Annotated in this window: 13 protein-coding genes; 6 read left to right on the top strand and 7 right to left on the bottom strand. The window is 54.2% G+C overall.

Features of this window, described 5'->3' with window-relative positions:
- Positions 1–228 precede the first annotated feature (228 nt).
- The gene (locus IEW12_RS14960; RefSeq protein ID WP_188566902.1) at positions 229–2574 is read left to right on the top strand and encodes a penicillin-binding protein 1A; all 2346 of its coding nucleotides are present in this window, start codon (positions 229–231) and stop codon (positions 2572–2574) included.
- A 72-nt stretch (positions 2575–2646) separates the two neighbouring features.
- Here IEW12_RS14960 and cyaY read toward each other — a convergent pair whose 3' ends face one another.
- On the bottom strand, positions 2647–2967 hold the full coding sequence (gene cyaY, locus IEW12_RS14955) for an iron donor protein CyaY (protein ID WP_188566901.1): 321 nt from the start codon (positions 2965–2967) through the stop codon (positions 2647–2649).
- Between the two features lie 39 nt (positions 2968–3006).
- Here cyaY and lptM point away from each other — a divergent pair, with 39 nt between their 5' ends.
- Positions 3007–3237 carry an LPS translocon maturation chaperone LptM gene (gene lptM, locus IEW12_RS29110; RefSeq protein WP_371874545.1) on the top strand — a complete coding sequence of 77 codons (231 nt, stop codon included), beginning with the start codon at positions 3007–3009 and terminating at the stop codon, positions 3235–3237.
- Positions 3238–3247: 10 nt separating this feature from the next.
- On the opposite strand, the gene IEW12_RS14945 is transcribed toward lptM, so the two are convergent.
- Complete coding sequence (locus IEW12_RS14945; protein WP_188566899.1) at positions 3248–3880, bottom strand: 1-acyl-sn-glycerol-3-phosphate acyltransferase; 633 nt, start codon at positions 3878–3880, stop codon at positions 3248–3250.
- Positions 3881–3924: 44 nt separating this feature from the next.
- Here IEW12_RS14945 and IEW12_RS14940 point away from each other — a divergent pair, with 44 nt between their 5' ends.
- Complete coding sequence (locus IEW12_RS14940; RefSeq protein ID WP_188566898.1) at positions 3925–4659, top strand: transporter; 735 nt, start codon at positions 3925–3927, stop codon at positions 4657–4659.
- Between the two features lie 56 nt (positions 4660–4715).
- On the opposite strand, the gene msrQ is transcribed toward IEW12_RS14940, so the two are convergent.
- From msrQ to IEW12_RS14915, 5 genes are all read right to left on the bottom strand, one after another.
- The gene (msrQ, locus tag IEW12_RS14935; RefSeq protein WP_188566897.1) at positions 4716–5345 is read right to left on the bottom strand and encodes a protein-methionine-sulfoxide reductase heme-binding subunit MsrQ; all 630 of its coding nucleotides are present in this window, start codon (positions 5343–5345) and stop codon (positions 4716–4718) included.
- A gap of 38 nt (positions 5346–5383) precedes the next feature.
- Positions 5384–6364, bottom strand: a complete 981-nt coding sequence (msrP, locus tag IEW12_RS14930; RefSeq protein WP_188566896.1) for a protein-methionine-sulfoxide reductase catalytic subunit MsrP — start codon at positions 6362–6364, stop codon at positions 5384–5386.
- 285 nt (positions 6365–6649) lie between these two features.
- Complete coding sequence (gene ccsB / locus IEW12_RS14925) at positions 6650–7798, bottom strand: c-type cytochrome biogenesis protein CcsB (protein ID WP_371874544.1); 1149 nt, start codon at positions 7796–7798, stop codon at positions 6650–6652.
- 112 nt (positions 7799–7910) lie between these two features.
- Entirely contained in the window at positions 7911–10073 is a 2163-nt protein-coding gene (locus tag IEW12_RS14920; RefSeq protein ID WP_188566895.1) for a cytochrome c biogenesis protein ResB, read from the bottom strand.
- A 185-nt stretch (positions 10074–10258) separates the two neighbouring features.
- Positions 10259–10918 (bottom strand): c-type cytochrome, encoded by a 660-nt coding sequence (locus tag IEW12_RS14915; RefSeq protein ID WP_188566894.1) that lies wholly within the window; start codon positions 10916–10918, stop codon positions 10259–10261.
- Positions 10919–11253: 335 nt separating this feature from the next.
- On the opposite strand from IEW12_RS14915, the gene yihA reads away from it, so the two are divergent.
- From yihA to IEW12_RS14900, 3 genes are all read left to right on the top strand, one after another.
- Positions 11254–11985, top strand: a complete 732-nt coding sequence (gene yihA, locus IEW12_RS14910) for a ribosome biogenesis GTP-binding protein YihA/YsxC (RefSeq protein ID WP_188566893.1) — start codon at positions 11254–11256, stop codon at positions 11983–11985.
- 338 nt (positions 11986–12323) lie between these two features.
- Positions 12324–13337: a porphobilinogen synthase gene (hemB, locus tag IEW12_RS14905; protein ID WP_188566892.1), complete on the top strand. Its 1014-nt coding sequence runs from the start codon at positions 12324–12326 to the stop codon at positions 13335–13337.
- Complete coding sequence (locus tag IEW12_RS14900) at positions 13334–14068, top strand: lysoplasmalogenase (protein WP_188566891.1); 735 nt, start codon at positions 13334–13336, stop codon at positions 14066–14068. The genes hemB and IEW12_RS14900 overlap by 4 nt, the downstream gene beginning before the upstream one ends.
- Positions 14069–14095 lie beyond the last annotated feature (27 nt).

The following is a 14095-nucleotide window of genomic DNA, read 5'->3' as shown; positions in this document are numbered from 1 at the left end:
GACAATTATCCAAGCTTACATTAAATCCTAGCAATAACTTTCCGACTGTGTAAAGCACTTTCCATCCAGCACTACCATAATGCGTTGCCATTTCCCCACTTCGGCCCAAAAGAGGCGTAAATTGCCACGTTTTCAGGCAAACCTCAGTACTATCCCGGTACATTCCTAAGCACCATGCAGCTAAAGTTATAATGCGTGCTGCGATCAACTTTCCTGAAATTGCTTTTTATGCCAGCCAAAGCTCCACCCTCTTCCAGCAAACCGGAAAAACAAGCCTCACCCGCAAAAAAAGGCAATCTGGCACTACGCATCCTGCTCGGCACCGGCGGACTGTTCTTGGGCCTGGTTTTGGCGGGAGCATTAATTGTCGGTTTTGCATTAACGATGGCCTATCCCAATTTGCCTGAGCTGGACTCCATCACCAGCTACAGGCCCAAGATGCCATTACGGGTATTTACTGCGGACAACATGCTGATCGCAGAATTCGGCGAAGAACGGCGCAATGTAGTCCGTTTCAATGAAATCCCCGATGTGATGAAAAAAGCCGTGCTGGCCATCGAAGATGACCGCTTCTACGAACACGGCGGTGTCGATTACCTGGGCATCACCCGCGCAGCGCTGCACAATCTGACCGGCGGCGCCAAACAAGGCGCATCAACGATTACTCAACAGGTAGCGCGCAACTTCTTCCTTTCGAGCGAGCAAACCTTCAAACGTAAAATCTATGAAATCCTGCTGGCCTGGAAGATAGAGCAAAATCTGAGCAAGGACCAGATTCTGGAGATCTACATGAACCAGATTTACCTGGGCCAGCGCGCTTATGGTTTTTCTTCTGCGGCGCAGATCTATTTCGGCAAAAAACTGCAGGACATCAGCGTTGCCGAGGCGGCGATGCTGGCGGGCCTCCCTAAGGCTCCCTCCGCCTACAATCCTGTCGCCAATCCCAAGCGGGCTGCAGTGCGCCAGCAATACATCCTGCTGCGCATGAAGCAACTGGGCTATATCACGGAAGCGCAGTACGAGAATGCCAGGACTGAAGAATTGCATATCAAGACAGACAGTGCCGAGTTTGGCATCCATGCAGAATATGTCGCCGAGATGGCCAGGCAGTTGGTCTATGAGCAGTTCAAAGAAGAGACTTACACTCGCGGCCTGAACGTATACACCACGATCACCAAGGCTGACCAGGATGCGGCCTACCTGTCCCTGCGCAAAGGAGTGATGGAATATGAAAAACGCCATCCTTACCGCGGCCCTGAAGCCATCATAGAAATACCAAAGGGCAAGGAAGCAGCCGACGAAGCCATCGAAAAAGAACTGGCGGAGCATGGCGACAGCGACGACATTATTGCCGCCATGGTGCTGGAAGCCTCACCCAAGCTGGTCAGGGCGGTATTGTCCTCCGGCGAGGAGATACAAATCACCGGCCCCGGCCTGACATTCGGCGCGAGCGGCCTGTCGAATAATGCGCCTGCCAACAAGCGCATCCAGCGTGGTGCAGTCATCCGTGTCATGCAGGAAGGTAAAAACTGGAATATCACGCAAATACCCGAGGTGCAGTCAGCCTTCGTTGCGGCCAGCACTACCGATGGCGCTATCCGGGCACTGGTCGGCGGTTTCGACTACAACATGAACAAGTTTAACCATGTGACGCAGGCATGGCGCCAGCCGGGCTCCAGCTTCAAGCCTTTCATTTATTCCTCGTCACTGGAAAAAGGTCTGTCGCCGGCCACGATCATCAATGATGCGCCGATTAGCTTCGATTCCGGCCAAACCGGCGGCCAGGCTTGGGAGCCCAAGAATTACGACGGCAAATACGAAGGTCCGATGACCATGCGCAAGGGTTTGACCAAATCCAAGAACATGATCTCCATCCGTATCCTGCATAAAGTCGGCGCGAAATATGGACAGGAATACACGACCCGCTTCGGCTTCCTGCCTGAGAAAAACCCTCCTTACCTGACCCTGGCCCTGGGTGCGGGCGCAGTCACTCCGCTGCAGATGGCCGGGGCCTATGCGGTATTCGCCAATGGCGGCTACAAGATCAATCCCTATCTGATTTCAAAAATTACCGATAGCACCGGCAAGGTGCTGACAGCAGCCGCTCCGGAAAAAGCCGGCGACGAAGGCAATCGTGTCATTGACGAACGCAATGCCTTCCTGATGGACAGCATGCTGAAGGATGTGGTCAGGTACGGCACTGCCGCCAAGGCCATGGTGCTGAAGCGTACCGACCTGGCCGGCAAGACAGGCACGACCAATGATTCCTTTGACGCCTGGTTTGCAGGCTACCAGGCCAAGCTGGTGGGGATTGCCTGGATAGGTTTCGACCAGCCGCGTAACCTGGGTAACCGGGAAACCGGCGGCGGCCTGGCTTTGCCGATCTGGATAGGCTTCATGCAGCAGGCCTTGAAGGGCATACCAATGGAAGAAAGGCCGGTTCCGCCGGGCATTATCCAGGCGGAAGGCGATTTCTTCTATGCAGAGAACCCTCCGTCGGCCAGCATACATAGCCTGGGAGATACCGAGGCTCCGGCATCGGTCACCGAAGAAAACTCCAACAATACGAACTAGATTTGCGGAAATGAAAAAAGCCTGCTGCGAGATTTCACAGCAGGCTTTTTTATTTACAGAGGCTTATTTCGCCTATAGGGCGCCACCGCCCTGGTCTTGCGCAATCCCGGCCAGAGTCGCAAACAATTCGGAGCCGTCACGGGTATTCAGCCATTTCTGGCCGTCATATTTATAGTGAAAGCCGCCAGAGCGGGCAGCAACCCACATCTCTTGCATCGGTGCCTGGCTGTTGACGATGAGCTTGGAGCCGTTATCGATAAATTCGATTTCCAGCACATTGCCGCTGCGGCTGCACTCTATGTCCAAGGTATCATTTTGATATGCCCTGTCAAAGGCATCCTCGATCTGGCGCAAAGTCACATCTGCCAGGCTCAAAAATTCTGTTTCAGTCATGCTACACTCCACCGCATTGATAAACCGCCATTCTATACGGTGTTAGCCATTTTGAAGACGCATACCCCTACCCCGGCAATAGCCTTACTTAGCCTTGCCCTCCTCAGCCTGAGCGCATGCGGCCAGCGAGGCCCCCTTTACCTCCCCAAGAAGCCGGCGGGGATAGCCACAAGCAAGACGCAGCCCGTGAGCACGCCATCGAATGTGCCTGCTGATGTTTCCGCACCTGTTACGCCAGCCCCGCCTCCGGTAGAAGACAAGGACAATTAAGTCTGCCTGATCAAACCGGCTTTTTTGAGGTTTCGTCCGGACGCAGGGCAATCGCGGAAGCCAGCTCGGGGCGCAAACCCTGCGTGCCTGCATAGAGCAATCGGATGGCCTCCATATCCTGCTCCATATTGCCGCTCAGCTGGATATAGTCCACCAGCGCAATTTCTTTTTTTGCATAATCGAAGCGGGCGCAACCGACAGGCAGTTTAGCCGCCAGCGCGATATGGTAAAAACCGCTACGCCAGTATTCCTTGTAGCTGCGTGTGCCCTCAGGAGTAATCGCCAGCCAGAACCAGTCGGATGCATTGATCTTGTCGGCCAGGCGCGAAATGGATCCGGTGGCAATACCCCGCTCTATCGGCTCGCCGCCCAGGCGACGCAGCAAACGTCCCACCGTCGCTCCCGTCAAGCCTTCGAATAGGGAAGCCTTGGCAACAAAGCGAAACGGCAGGCCTATCCCCCATTTTGCCAAAATACCAACAGGTACGTCCCAGTTGGAGGTATGTGGATAAACTATCACCACGCCACGCGGCCCCGGCAAGGCTTGAAACCTGACCCGCCAGCCTATCCAGCCCAATATTCTCAATGCCGACCGCTGCAACCTGCTAGGCGCTTCCTGTTCACGAAGTAGAAATGCTGTCATAAATTTTGATTATGATTACCCCAAACCATGGGGAGAAAATAATAATGAAAAGCAAGTCTGCCATCTTACTTATTTTGGGTTTACTGATCAAATCGGCGTTTGCAGCGCATCCTCTGAGTTCGGATGACAGCGTGGTACAAGGCAAGGACAAGCAGCAACTGGAACTGAATACTGATAGTGTCCGTTTCCAGGGGGAGCGAGTGCAGGTCGGAGATATCACCTATACGTATGGCGTCAACGACGATCTGGACGCGTTTCTCAACCTGCCCATGAATTTATCCCGGCCATCCGGCATTGCCGATGTGTCAGCCGGCGGCAAATGGCAATTCAAGGAATATCTCGGGCATTTGCTGGCGTTTAAGGCTGCGTTATTTTTGCCTAGCGGAAATCAGCAGCGGGGAATAGGACAAGGGCGCTACAGCCTGGACATGGGCTTGATAGACAGCTACACCCGTTCCGCATGGACCGTACACGGCAATCTGATGCTGACTGCAAGCCGCTATCAGCATAGCGAGGACAGAGCGGAGAATCGCAAGATGGTGTGGCGCGCCTCAACGGCCGTCATGTATCAGGCCAATGCAAAATGGACGCTGACTGTCGACACCGGCTTCACGCAGGCAGACAGCAAAGCGGTTTCCAGCCGGCCCGTCTATTTGCTGGGCGGCATCATCTACTCACCCAATACCAATATGGATCTGGACGTGGGCATCCGGCGCGAGCGCATTGCCGGCAATACAGAGAAAAGGCTGGGGATCGGTCTGACTATGCGTTATCAATAAAATACAGCAGGCACTGGTTCGATAGCGTAAGCAGCGAGCGCATTGGCGATATAAAGCTACGCCGCCGCCCGCTGTTGCACGCGTTTGCCTTGCCAGCGCCATACCAGCCGTAGTGCCAGCAACGCAGCAACGATGGCGCCAAACAGGAAGGGCTGGGCAAAATCATGCTTGCCCGCCTTCATCCAGAAGTAATGCAAGATACCCAGCGGGGCGATCAGATACACCAGCCTGTGTATCCACAACCAGCGTTTGCCACCCAGGCGCTTGACCATGCCATTGGTGCTGGTGACAGCCAGTGGAATCAGCAAGACAAAAGCGATGAAGCCGACCGTGATGAAGGGCCGTTTGACAACATCCTTCCACATTTCAGCAACATCGAAGAAATGATCGAACCACAGAAAAGTGGTGAAATGCAGCGTCGCATAAAAGAAGGCATACAGGCCTATCATGCGCCGCAGCTTGATCAGCCAGTTCCACTTGCTCAGTTTGCGCAGCGGCGTCACACCCAAGGTGATGCACAGGAAATACAGCGTCCAGTCGCCGGTATTGCGAGTAATGAATTCAACCGGATTGGCGCCCAGCCTGTCCAGGAACACAAACGCCACCAGCCGGACAAAAGGCAACAGCGCCAGCACAAACAGTATGCTTTTCAGGATGCTGATTTGCTTGGGGGTAGGATTGATCATGATGTGATGGGCAAGAATGTGGGCAAGCCGTTAGCGGCTCAATAAAACTTCTTCAAGTCCATGCCCGCATACAGCGGCGCCACTTCGTTGTAGCCGTTGAACATCAGCGTCTTGCGTTTCTTGGTAAAAATCCCATCCTCGCCGATGCGGCGTTCGGTCGCCTGCGACCAGCGCGGGTGATCCACGTCCGGATTCACATTCGAATAAAAACCGTATTCATTGGCAGCTGCGAGATTCCATGCAGTCTTGGGCTGCTCCTTGCTGAAGCGTATCTTGACGATGGATTTAACCGATTTGAAACCGTATTTCCAAGGCACGATAATGCGTACCGGCGCGCCATTCTGGTTGGGCAGCACTTCGCCATACATGCCGAAGGTCAGCAACGCCAGCGGATGGTTGGCCTCATCCATGCGCAGCCCCTCCACGTAAGGCCACTCCAGCACAGCACGACGCTGCCCCGGCATCTGCTTCTTGTCTTCCAGGGTCACGAACTCGATGAATTTCGCGTTGCCGGTCGGCTCAGCCTTTTTGATCAGATTGGACAGCGAATACCCTATCCACGGTATCACCATCGACCAGCCCTCAACGCAACGCAGGCGGTAAACACGCTCTTCCATAGGCGCCAGCTTCATCAGGCTGTCGATATCCAGTGTCATCGGTTTCTTGACCTCGCCCTCGATCGATATCGACCATGGGCGCGTCTTCAGCGTTCCTGCATTTTGTGCGGGTTCCGCTTTGTCGGTACCGAATTCGTAGAAATTATTGTAGGTAGTGGCATCCTTATATGCGGTCTTTTTTTCTATCAGCATATAAGCGGGATTGGCGGCAGCGGCCAGCTTAGTCGCGCCGGGCGTCTGCGCATACGCCTCACGGCCGGCCAGTTCCAGCAGAGCACCGCTGGCGATGGAACCTACCGCCAGTTGGCGGATGAAATCGCGGCGCGATTCATAAATTTCGCGCGGCGTGATTTCGGAAGGGTACGGAAGGTCGATTCCATTGGGGCTACGTTTGATCAGCATGATGACTCCGGTATGCATTAAGTACCTTGTATGCCATGCAAACCGACGCGGCTCACGGCAAAGCAAGTTCTATAAAAATCCAAGTAGATGAACAGTGAAGCTATTCGATGCCCGAGAGCATAAATAGTTTCTCATCAGTCGCTATTACCCGCCAGAACTTACACGTCCGATACAATTTGTCACACCGGCCCGGCATATCTTGGCCGGACAACTACAGAATGAGCACGCTCTGCGTAGCCCGCACTACCATCTGTGATAGAAAGTGCAAGCTTAGCAATACCAAGCCTACAAGGTTCCGTAGGAATGCAAACCAGACAAGAACATGTTCACGCCCAGGAAAGCGAATGTTGTGACCAGCAGACCCACCAGCGCCCACCAGGCCGCAACCTTGCCGCGCAAGCCCTTCATCAGACGCATGTGCAGCCACGCAGCATAGTTCAGCCAGACGATCAGCGCCCAGGTTTCCTTGGGATCCCAGGACCAGTAGCCGCCCCAGGCTTCAGCAGCCCACAGTGCGCCGAGGATGGTGGCGATGGTAAAGAAAGCAAAACCCACTGCGATAGCCTTGTACATCACATCGTCCAGCACTTCCAGCGCAGGCAACCGGTCTTGCAGATAACCGTTGGACTTCAGCAGATAGGCCACCGATACCATCGCCGCCAGCGAGAAAGTGCCGTAACCGATGAAGTTTGCAGGCACGTGTATCTTCATCCACCAGCTTTGCAAAGCCGGTACCAGCGGCTGTATCTCGGCAGCGTCGCGCTGTATCGTGTACCACAGCAGGAAACCAACCGCTGCTGTAATCACCAGCAATACAAAAGCGCCCAGTTGGCGGGTCTTGTACTGTTGTTCGTAATACAGATAAAACAAGGCAGTGATCATCGAAAACAGAATGAACACTTCATACAGGTTGGAGACTGGGATATGGCCGACATCGCTGCCTATCAGATAGGACTCATACCAGCGCACCAGCATGCCGGTAAAACCCATGACTACCGCCGCCCAGCACAACACGGAGCCTACCGATGCACCGAAGTTGGAGCGTGCTACCAGGCCCCCCCAGTAGAACACGGTGGACAGCACAAACAGGAAGCTCATCCACAAAATCGCTGACTGGCTGGAGAGTAAATATTTCAGGAAGAATTTCTTGTTCGCCATATCCAGCGAGCCACCGTACAGGTTGATCGCAAACAGGGACAGCACCGCCAGGATCAGCAACAGCTTACGTACAGGTTTCCAGTTCCAGCCCAGCCAGGTGAAAGTGGGAGCGGCCAGAAACAGAATGCCTTTTTCATACACATCCATGTGCGCGCCGTAACGATTCAGCGCAAACAATGCGGCGGTGAACAAGACGGCTGCATAAAGCCAATCCACCACGGACAGGCGTTTGAAGTACCCCTGGTAAGGCGTGTAGTTTTGTGTAATTTCCATCATATTCCCTGGTGACTTTGCACGGCAGCGCTCATGCTCCCGTGCCATTTTCACAAGACCGGCCAATCGCGCCGGACATGAGACGATTTATTTCAATTGCCCGTAGTTTAGTCGATTACGCCCGCTCATGCGCTTCCGCAGTGATAGGCATATTCCCCTGCATTAACTGCTGCTTCAAGTCTTCAAATTCATGCTCAAAATCCAGAGTCTTGCGCTGAGAACTCAATGCCATCATCGCGTGCGCACCATTGCCGCCGGCAGTAGCCTCATCCCTGACCCAGATCCACAAGCGCCGCTCACGGATGTAGAACATGGAAAACACGCCAAGCACCAGCAGCAGGCAGCCCAGATACACCACTTTCTTGCCTGGGGAGCGGGTTACCTGCAGTACCGAAGCCTTGATCTCGTCAAAGCCGCTCAACTGCAGATACACCGGCGCACCGTAAAAGAAAGAGTCCGATACCGCGTTGGTGGCCAATTGCAGGAAACGAGCATGCTTTTCATCCAAAGTAATCGCCGGCAAGCCATCTTTCTCGCGCGCCACTTGCCATAAATCCCACAAGCTGCCGTTCAGTATCTTCATGAACACGTCGGCGGCCTTTTCCTGATCCACCGCAGGAATCTGCTCCAGGAACTTCGAGATCGCAAAATAACCGGATGCCTGCCCACCGTCACCGGCAAAAATGGCCAGGCCCTTTTTCGATGACTCCGCCAGTTGCTCACGTAGTTTTTGTACCTGGCCATTGGCGTCGGGCATCGCGCGCTCCGCATAGCGCTGCGCGGCAACAGAGCGCAACTCAGGATTGGCAATGGCGGCCCTGAGGCGCATCCACTCTGCAACGGTATCCTCATCATCGGCAGGAATGCGCAGGTAGCGGAAGGCTTCAGACGGGCTATCGCGCGTACCGGCCAGGAACATATAGGCGCCGTCAATCAGCATCGGCTGCATGTAATTATTGAATTCTTTTGCCTGGCCGTTCTTGTCGCGCAGCTTGTATTGCACGCTGGGGCCGACGTTCTTCAGGTCCTTGTTATTGGCATTTTTGGCGGCAGAACCCAGATGCTTGCTGATATCGGTGCTAAGCTGCTCATTAAAGCTCTGCTTGGCATTGACCGCGCGTACATCCTGGCCGTTCCGGGACATGTTTTCCACGTTGGCGGCACGAAAGCCCGACCACTCGACCGTGTAGTCATTGCCGTTGCTATTTTTCAAGGGCGTGCTGCCGCCTACATCGCCGGACATCGCAAACGTTACTGCCTTGGAACCTGTCATCGGATAGCCGGTCAGTTTCAGGTGGCTGCCGCCATCTTCAAAACTGGATTGATACACCGCAATACCCTTATAGATCAGAGGTTCATTGACCTTGATAGTGGCAGGGAAAGTCTTGCCGGTCTCATGATCCTTGACCACCACTTCACTGGCAAACAGCTTAGGCATGCCGGTCGAGTAGTATTCGATAATGAATTTATTCAGTTGTATCGTGAATGGCAGATCCTGGATCAGTACCCCGGTTTGCTGCGGGATGATCGCCGTTTCACTCGACGTGCCCTCTGGTATCAGCGTGTTGCCCCGGAAGGTAGGATTACCCAGAGGCAGCCGATGTTTCTCAGGTATCTGGGCAATAACGCCGCTACCGTCAAAAGGCACCTTGCCCATGAACCACTGCTGAAGACGGATGGGCATATCGGAATCCAGCAAGCCACCGATACAGATGATGACGATTGCGCTGTGGGCAAAGATATAACCCCACTTGTTGGCCGCGCCGCGCTTGGCGGCGACCAGCGTCGCATTCTCTTTTTCCACTACCTTGAACTTATAGCCTATGCGGCCGATATGCGCCGTCAATTGCTGCAGCAACTCGGTGCGTGATGCGGTACTGCGCCACTCTGCCCGATGATGAAAATTACGCAGTGATTGCTCGCGCACATTGTCGCGCCAGCTGCTCATGTCTTTCAGCATCTTGGGCGCATTGCGGATGATGCACAGGCTGGTAGAGAGTACCAGGAAGGCCATGATCAACAGGAACCACCAGGCCGAATACACCGCATATAAGCTCAGTTTGCCAAACACATCGAACCAGAACGGACCGAACTGGTTGATGTAATTGGGCATAGGCTCATTTTGTTTGAGCACCGTACCTATCACTGCCGCAATCGCAATCAGGGTCAGCAGGCTGATGGCAAAACGCATGGAGGAAAACAATTCCACCGCCTCGGCCAGCCAGCGGCGCTTGGTATTCAATTGCATGCCGCCTGTATCAATGCTACTTGTATCCATGGAAACCTAAATATCCTGAGAAACTGATTAATCTATTCAAGACCGGTGCTGGCACGCCAGCTCGGCATCGCAAGGCTGCCGCCATTGTAAAGCTCCTTATCCAAATCTGCTTACCGTACGGAAATGAAAAAAGGGGTGGCTTGCGCCACCCCCTCCAATTATTTGCTCTAGCGGTAAGGACTTGCTTATTTCAAACCAGCGACATAGTCGGAAACTGCTTTCATTTCATCATCCGACATGCGCTTGGCAATCGTCGTCATCTGTATGCTGTTTTTACGTGTGCCGGCACCGAAGCTGACCAATTGCGCATGCGTATAATCCTGGTGCTGACCGGCGATACGCGGGAATTGCGCAGGAATACCCGCACCGTTAGGGCTGTGGCAGCCTGCGCAGGCAGGAACATTCTTCTCGGCGATACCACCGCGATAGATTTGCTTGCCCAGTTCTACAGTGTCTTTGCTCTTTGCGGCGCCGGCCTTAGGTTTTTGTGCGCTCAGGAATGCCGCGACGTTTTTAACATCATCCGCAGTCATCGCCTTGGCGAAGGTCGTCATGATCGCGTTATTGCGGTCAGGGCCCTTGAAATTATCCAATTGCTTGGCAATATAGGCTTCGTGCTGGCCAGCCAGTTTCGGATTGGTAGAAATGGTGGAATTGCCGGCAGCACCGTGGCAAGAAACGCAAGCCGTAATATTGCGGGCCGCATCGCCATTGGTGTACAAAGCCTCGCCTTTGGCAGGGTCAGCCTTGGCAGCTTTAGGTTCTTCGTTAGCGTATGCAACGGAGGACACCGCCAGAATCGCGATGCCGAGAGACTTCAATAACGGTAAAAAAGCACGGTTCATTCAAACACCCTGAGACTAAATAATGGAAATCTGCCCTGTTGGCGACGCGAAAACAAACAACACAGCTATTTGGAGCATATTTCTGCCTGTTTTTAATACAAAAAAGGCAAAAACACAGATCGGGCGCAGACTTATACAACTGCCCAATAGGTAACCCCTTATTGTACAATAGCTTTATAGCGTTTTTGCTTACTTCTGTTGCATTTTTCCATTAGGGAAGTTCTTGACAGCTTTTTAACAACTGTCCAGACTGATTTCGCCCCCGTCTCAATCGAGACATATCCATGTAACAACATGGTCAGGCAGCTCCCGCACTTACGTATTACTATTTTCATATGTCCATCCTTTGGCAAGCCCGCTTTTTTACAACGGTCAATCATTTGCGTGATTTACCCAGCACCCATGTGCCGGAAGTCGCTTTCGCCGGGCGCTCCAATGCCGGTAAATCCACCGCGATCAACACCCTGTGCAACCAGAAAAAACTCTGCTTTGCCTCCAAAACCCCAGGGCGCACGCAGCATATCAACTATTTCTCCATAGGTGGGGCCCACGTAGGACAGCACCGCAAGGATGAGACCCGGGTCGATGAGATCCGCGCCTTGCTGGTTGACCTCCCCGGTTACGGCTATGCAGAGGTGCCTGGTGCCGCCAAAGACCACTGGAACAAATTGCTGGGCAACTATGTGCAGCGGCGCGACCAGCTGGCTGCATTGATCCTGATCATGGATTCCCGCCGCCCCTTCACCGAGCTGGATATCCAGATGCTGGAATGGTTTGCCCCTAGCGGCCGCCCTATCCATTGCATCCTGACCAAGTCCGACAAGCTGAACAAAAATGAATCCGCGAATGCCTTGCGCCAGGCACGCACGGTTTTGTCCAGCTATGTAGACGCCGAGGGTCAGCCCTTTCCGTTCACAGTACAACTGTTCTCGGCATTGAAACGCGAAGGCATAGAAGAGGCAGACGCAAAAATCCAGCAGTTGCTGGGTCTGGATGTCGTGCCGGAAGCGATAGAAACCAATCCTGCTGAAGCAGATCCAGCTTCCGGCGAATCCGCCGCTTCCTGAGCTTTTTTTCCACCCCTCGAAATTTCCTGATTTCGAGGGGATCCCCCTCCCTTCCGCTCTCAGCACCCTCTCCACCGTCACCAAGGTTTTTGCACCTGCACACCCCTTAGGCAACAACATTGTTAGAATGCAGTCTGCACCGGCAAGCCCCGAAGCAAAAAATCCGGCGTTCGAAAGCGCCAGGGTAATAACGCCAGACAGGGCAGTGAAACCGGTGCCCGTTCAGCGGGATAGCGACAAGTTCGAAAGCTTGTTCTAAGAACTTGCATCCATCAACAAGTTTCATTACCCTGAATTAAATTCTTTGCATTTAATCTGCATACATTAAGAGCATCTTCATGTCCCATACAAAATCTGCCCAATTTCCTGCCATACGCATGCGCCGCATGCGCAAGGATGTCTTTTCACGCGCACTGATGCGTGAAAACATCGTCACGCCGGCCGACCTGATTTATCCGGTCTTCGTCATAGAAGGCGTTAATCAGAAAGAAAAAGTAGCGTCCATGCCAGGCGTGGAAAGGGTCTCGGTAGATCTGCTGCTTCAGGTGGCTGAAGACTGCGTCGCGCTGGGCATCCCTGTGCTGGCCCTGTTCCCGGCTATCAACCCCGCGCTGAAAACGCCGGATGGCGTAGAAGCAACCAATCCTAAAGGCCTGATCCCGCGCGCGGTGCGCGAGCTGAAAAGCCGCTTCCCCGAACTGGGTATCCTGACCGATGTTGCGCTGGATCCGTATACCAGCCACGGCCAGGATGGGCTGCTGAATGCGGATGGCTATGTGCTGAATGACGAAACCACAGAAATGCTGGTCAGGCAGGCGCTGGTTCAGGCCGAAGCCGGTGTCGATATCGTCGCTCCCAGCGATATGATGGATGGCCGCATAGGCGCAATCCGCCATGCGCTGGAAACCAATAATTTCATCCACACCCGCATCATGGCGTATTCCGCCAAGTACGCGTCAGCTTTCTATGGCCCTTTCCGCGATGCAGTCGGTTCCGCCGCAAATCTGGGCAAGAGCGACAAGGCCAGCTATCAGATGGACCCGGCCAACAGCAATGAAGCATTGCGCGAAGTTGCGCTGGATCTGGCCGAAGGCGCCGACATGGTGATGGTCAAACCGGGCATGCCTTACCTGGACATCGTGCGCAGGGTCAAGGATGAGTTTCGCGTGCCGACGTTTGCTTACCAGGTCAGCGGCGAATACGCGATGATCAAGGCGGCTGCACAAAACGGCTGGCTGGACCATAACAAGACAATGATGGAATCGATGCTGGCATTTAAACGCGCCGGCGCCGATGGCATCCTGACGTATTTTGCCCGCGACGTGGCCCGTCTGCTCAAGCACAATTCATGACCGCATCGGTGCCAGCCCCGTCGCCGGCCGCATCCGGCTTGCGCACGCAAACGCCACTGGCCTTGCTGACAGCGATCTGCGCCTGCCTGGCGCTGTATGGCTCAGGCGCGCAAGACGCGACGATATGGCTGCACTATCTGTTTAAACCGCTGACGACATTGCTGATACTTGCCCTGGCCTGGAATAACAGGCCGGCCGTCAGCGCGCGCTACCGCTCGGCAGTCATGCTGGGCATTGCCTTCTCCCTGGCCGGCGATATTTTTCTGATGCTGCCGCGCACCGTGCTGGCTGCCGGCTTCCTGTTTGGCCTGGGCAGTTTTCTGTGCGCGCATCTGTGCTTCCTGCGCGCCTTTTGCAGCGATAGCCCCCTGTTCGCCAAGCCGCTCATTTTCCTGGTGATCGGTGTGCTTGGCGCACTGAACCTGTTCGTGCTGTGGCCCGGCCTGAGCAGCGGTTTGCGCTTGCCTGTAGCAGCCTATGTCATCTGCCTGCTGAGCATGACCGCACAGTCCATCACGCGCCATCAAATCCTGCAGACACCTGCCAGCAGGACCGCAGCTATCGGCGGCCTGCTATTCATGTTGTCCGATACCTTGCTTGCGTACAACCGTTTTTATACACCGCTGCCCTATTCCGCAGTGTTCATCCTCGGTACCTATTACCCGGCGCTGTGGTGTATCGCAAGCTCAGTAAAAGCGGCAGTAAGAGCAGGCCAGGCGGCGCAGCGCTAGTATCCCAGTATCATCCCTATCACTGCG

This window comes from Parundibacterium terreum (genome assembly GCF_014636315.1).
In the GTDB taxonomy this organism is placed as follows: Bacteria; Pseudomonadota; Gammaproteobacteria; order Burkholderiales; family Burkholderiaceae_D; genus Undibacterium; species Undibacterium terreum.
Note: the sequence above shows the minus strand (reverse complement) of the source record. Positions and strands in the feature narration are given on the sequence as shown.

Excerpts from the sequence above, each read along its gene's own strand:
- IEW12_RS14960 (WP_188566902.1), top strand. The coding sequence starts at position 229 with ATGCCAGCCAAAGCTCCACCCTCTTCCAGCAAACCGGAAAAACAAGCC.
- cyaY (WP_188566901.1), bottom strand. The coding sequence starts at position 2,967 with ATGACTGAAACAGAATTTTTGAGCCTGGCAGATGTGACTTTGCGCCAG.
- IEW12_RS14945 (WP_188566899.1), bottom strand. The coding sequence starts at position 3,880 with ATGACAGCATTTCTACTTCGTGAACAGGAAGCGCCTAGCAGGTTGCAG.
- IEW12_RS14940 (WP_188566898.1), top strand. The coding sequence starts at position 3,925 with ATGAAAAGCAAGTCTGCCATCTTACTTATTTTGGGTTTACTGATCAAA.
- msrQ (WP_188566897.1), bottom strand. The coding sequence starts at position 5,345 with ATGATCAATCCTACCCCCAAGCAAATCAGCATCCTGAAAAGCATACTG.
- msrP (WP_188566896.1), bottom strand. The coding sequence starts at position 6,364 with ATGCTGATCAAACGTAGCCCCAATGGAATCGACCTTCCGTACCCTTCC.
- ccsB (WP_371874544.1), bottom strand. The coding sequence starts at position 7,798 with ATGATGGAAATTACACAAAACTACACGCCTTACCAGGGGTACTTCAAA.
- IEW12_RS14920 (WP_188566895.1), bottom strand. The coding sequence starts at position 10,073 with ATGGATACAAGTAGCATTGATACAGGCGGCATGCAATTGAATACCAAG.
- IEW12_RS14915 (WP_188566894.1), bottom strand. The coding sequence starts at position 10,918 with ATGAACCGTGCTTTTTTACCGTTATTGAAGTCTCTCGGCATCGCGATT.
- yihA (WP_188566893.1), top strand. The coding sequence starts at position 11,254 with ATGTCCATCCTTTGGCAAGCCCGCTTTTTTACAACGGTCAATCATTTG.
- hemB (WP_188566892.1), top strand. The coding sequence starts at position 12,324 with ATGTCCCATACAAAATCTGCCCAATTTCCTGCCATACGCATGCGCCGC.
- IEW12_RS14900 (WP_188566891.1), top strand. The coding sequence starts at position 13,334 with ATGACCGCATCGGTGCCAGCCCCGTCGCCGGCCGCATCCGGCTTGCGC.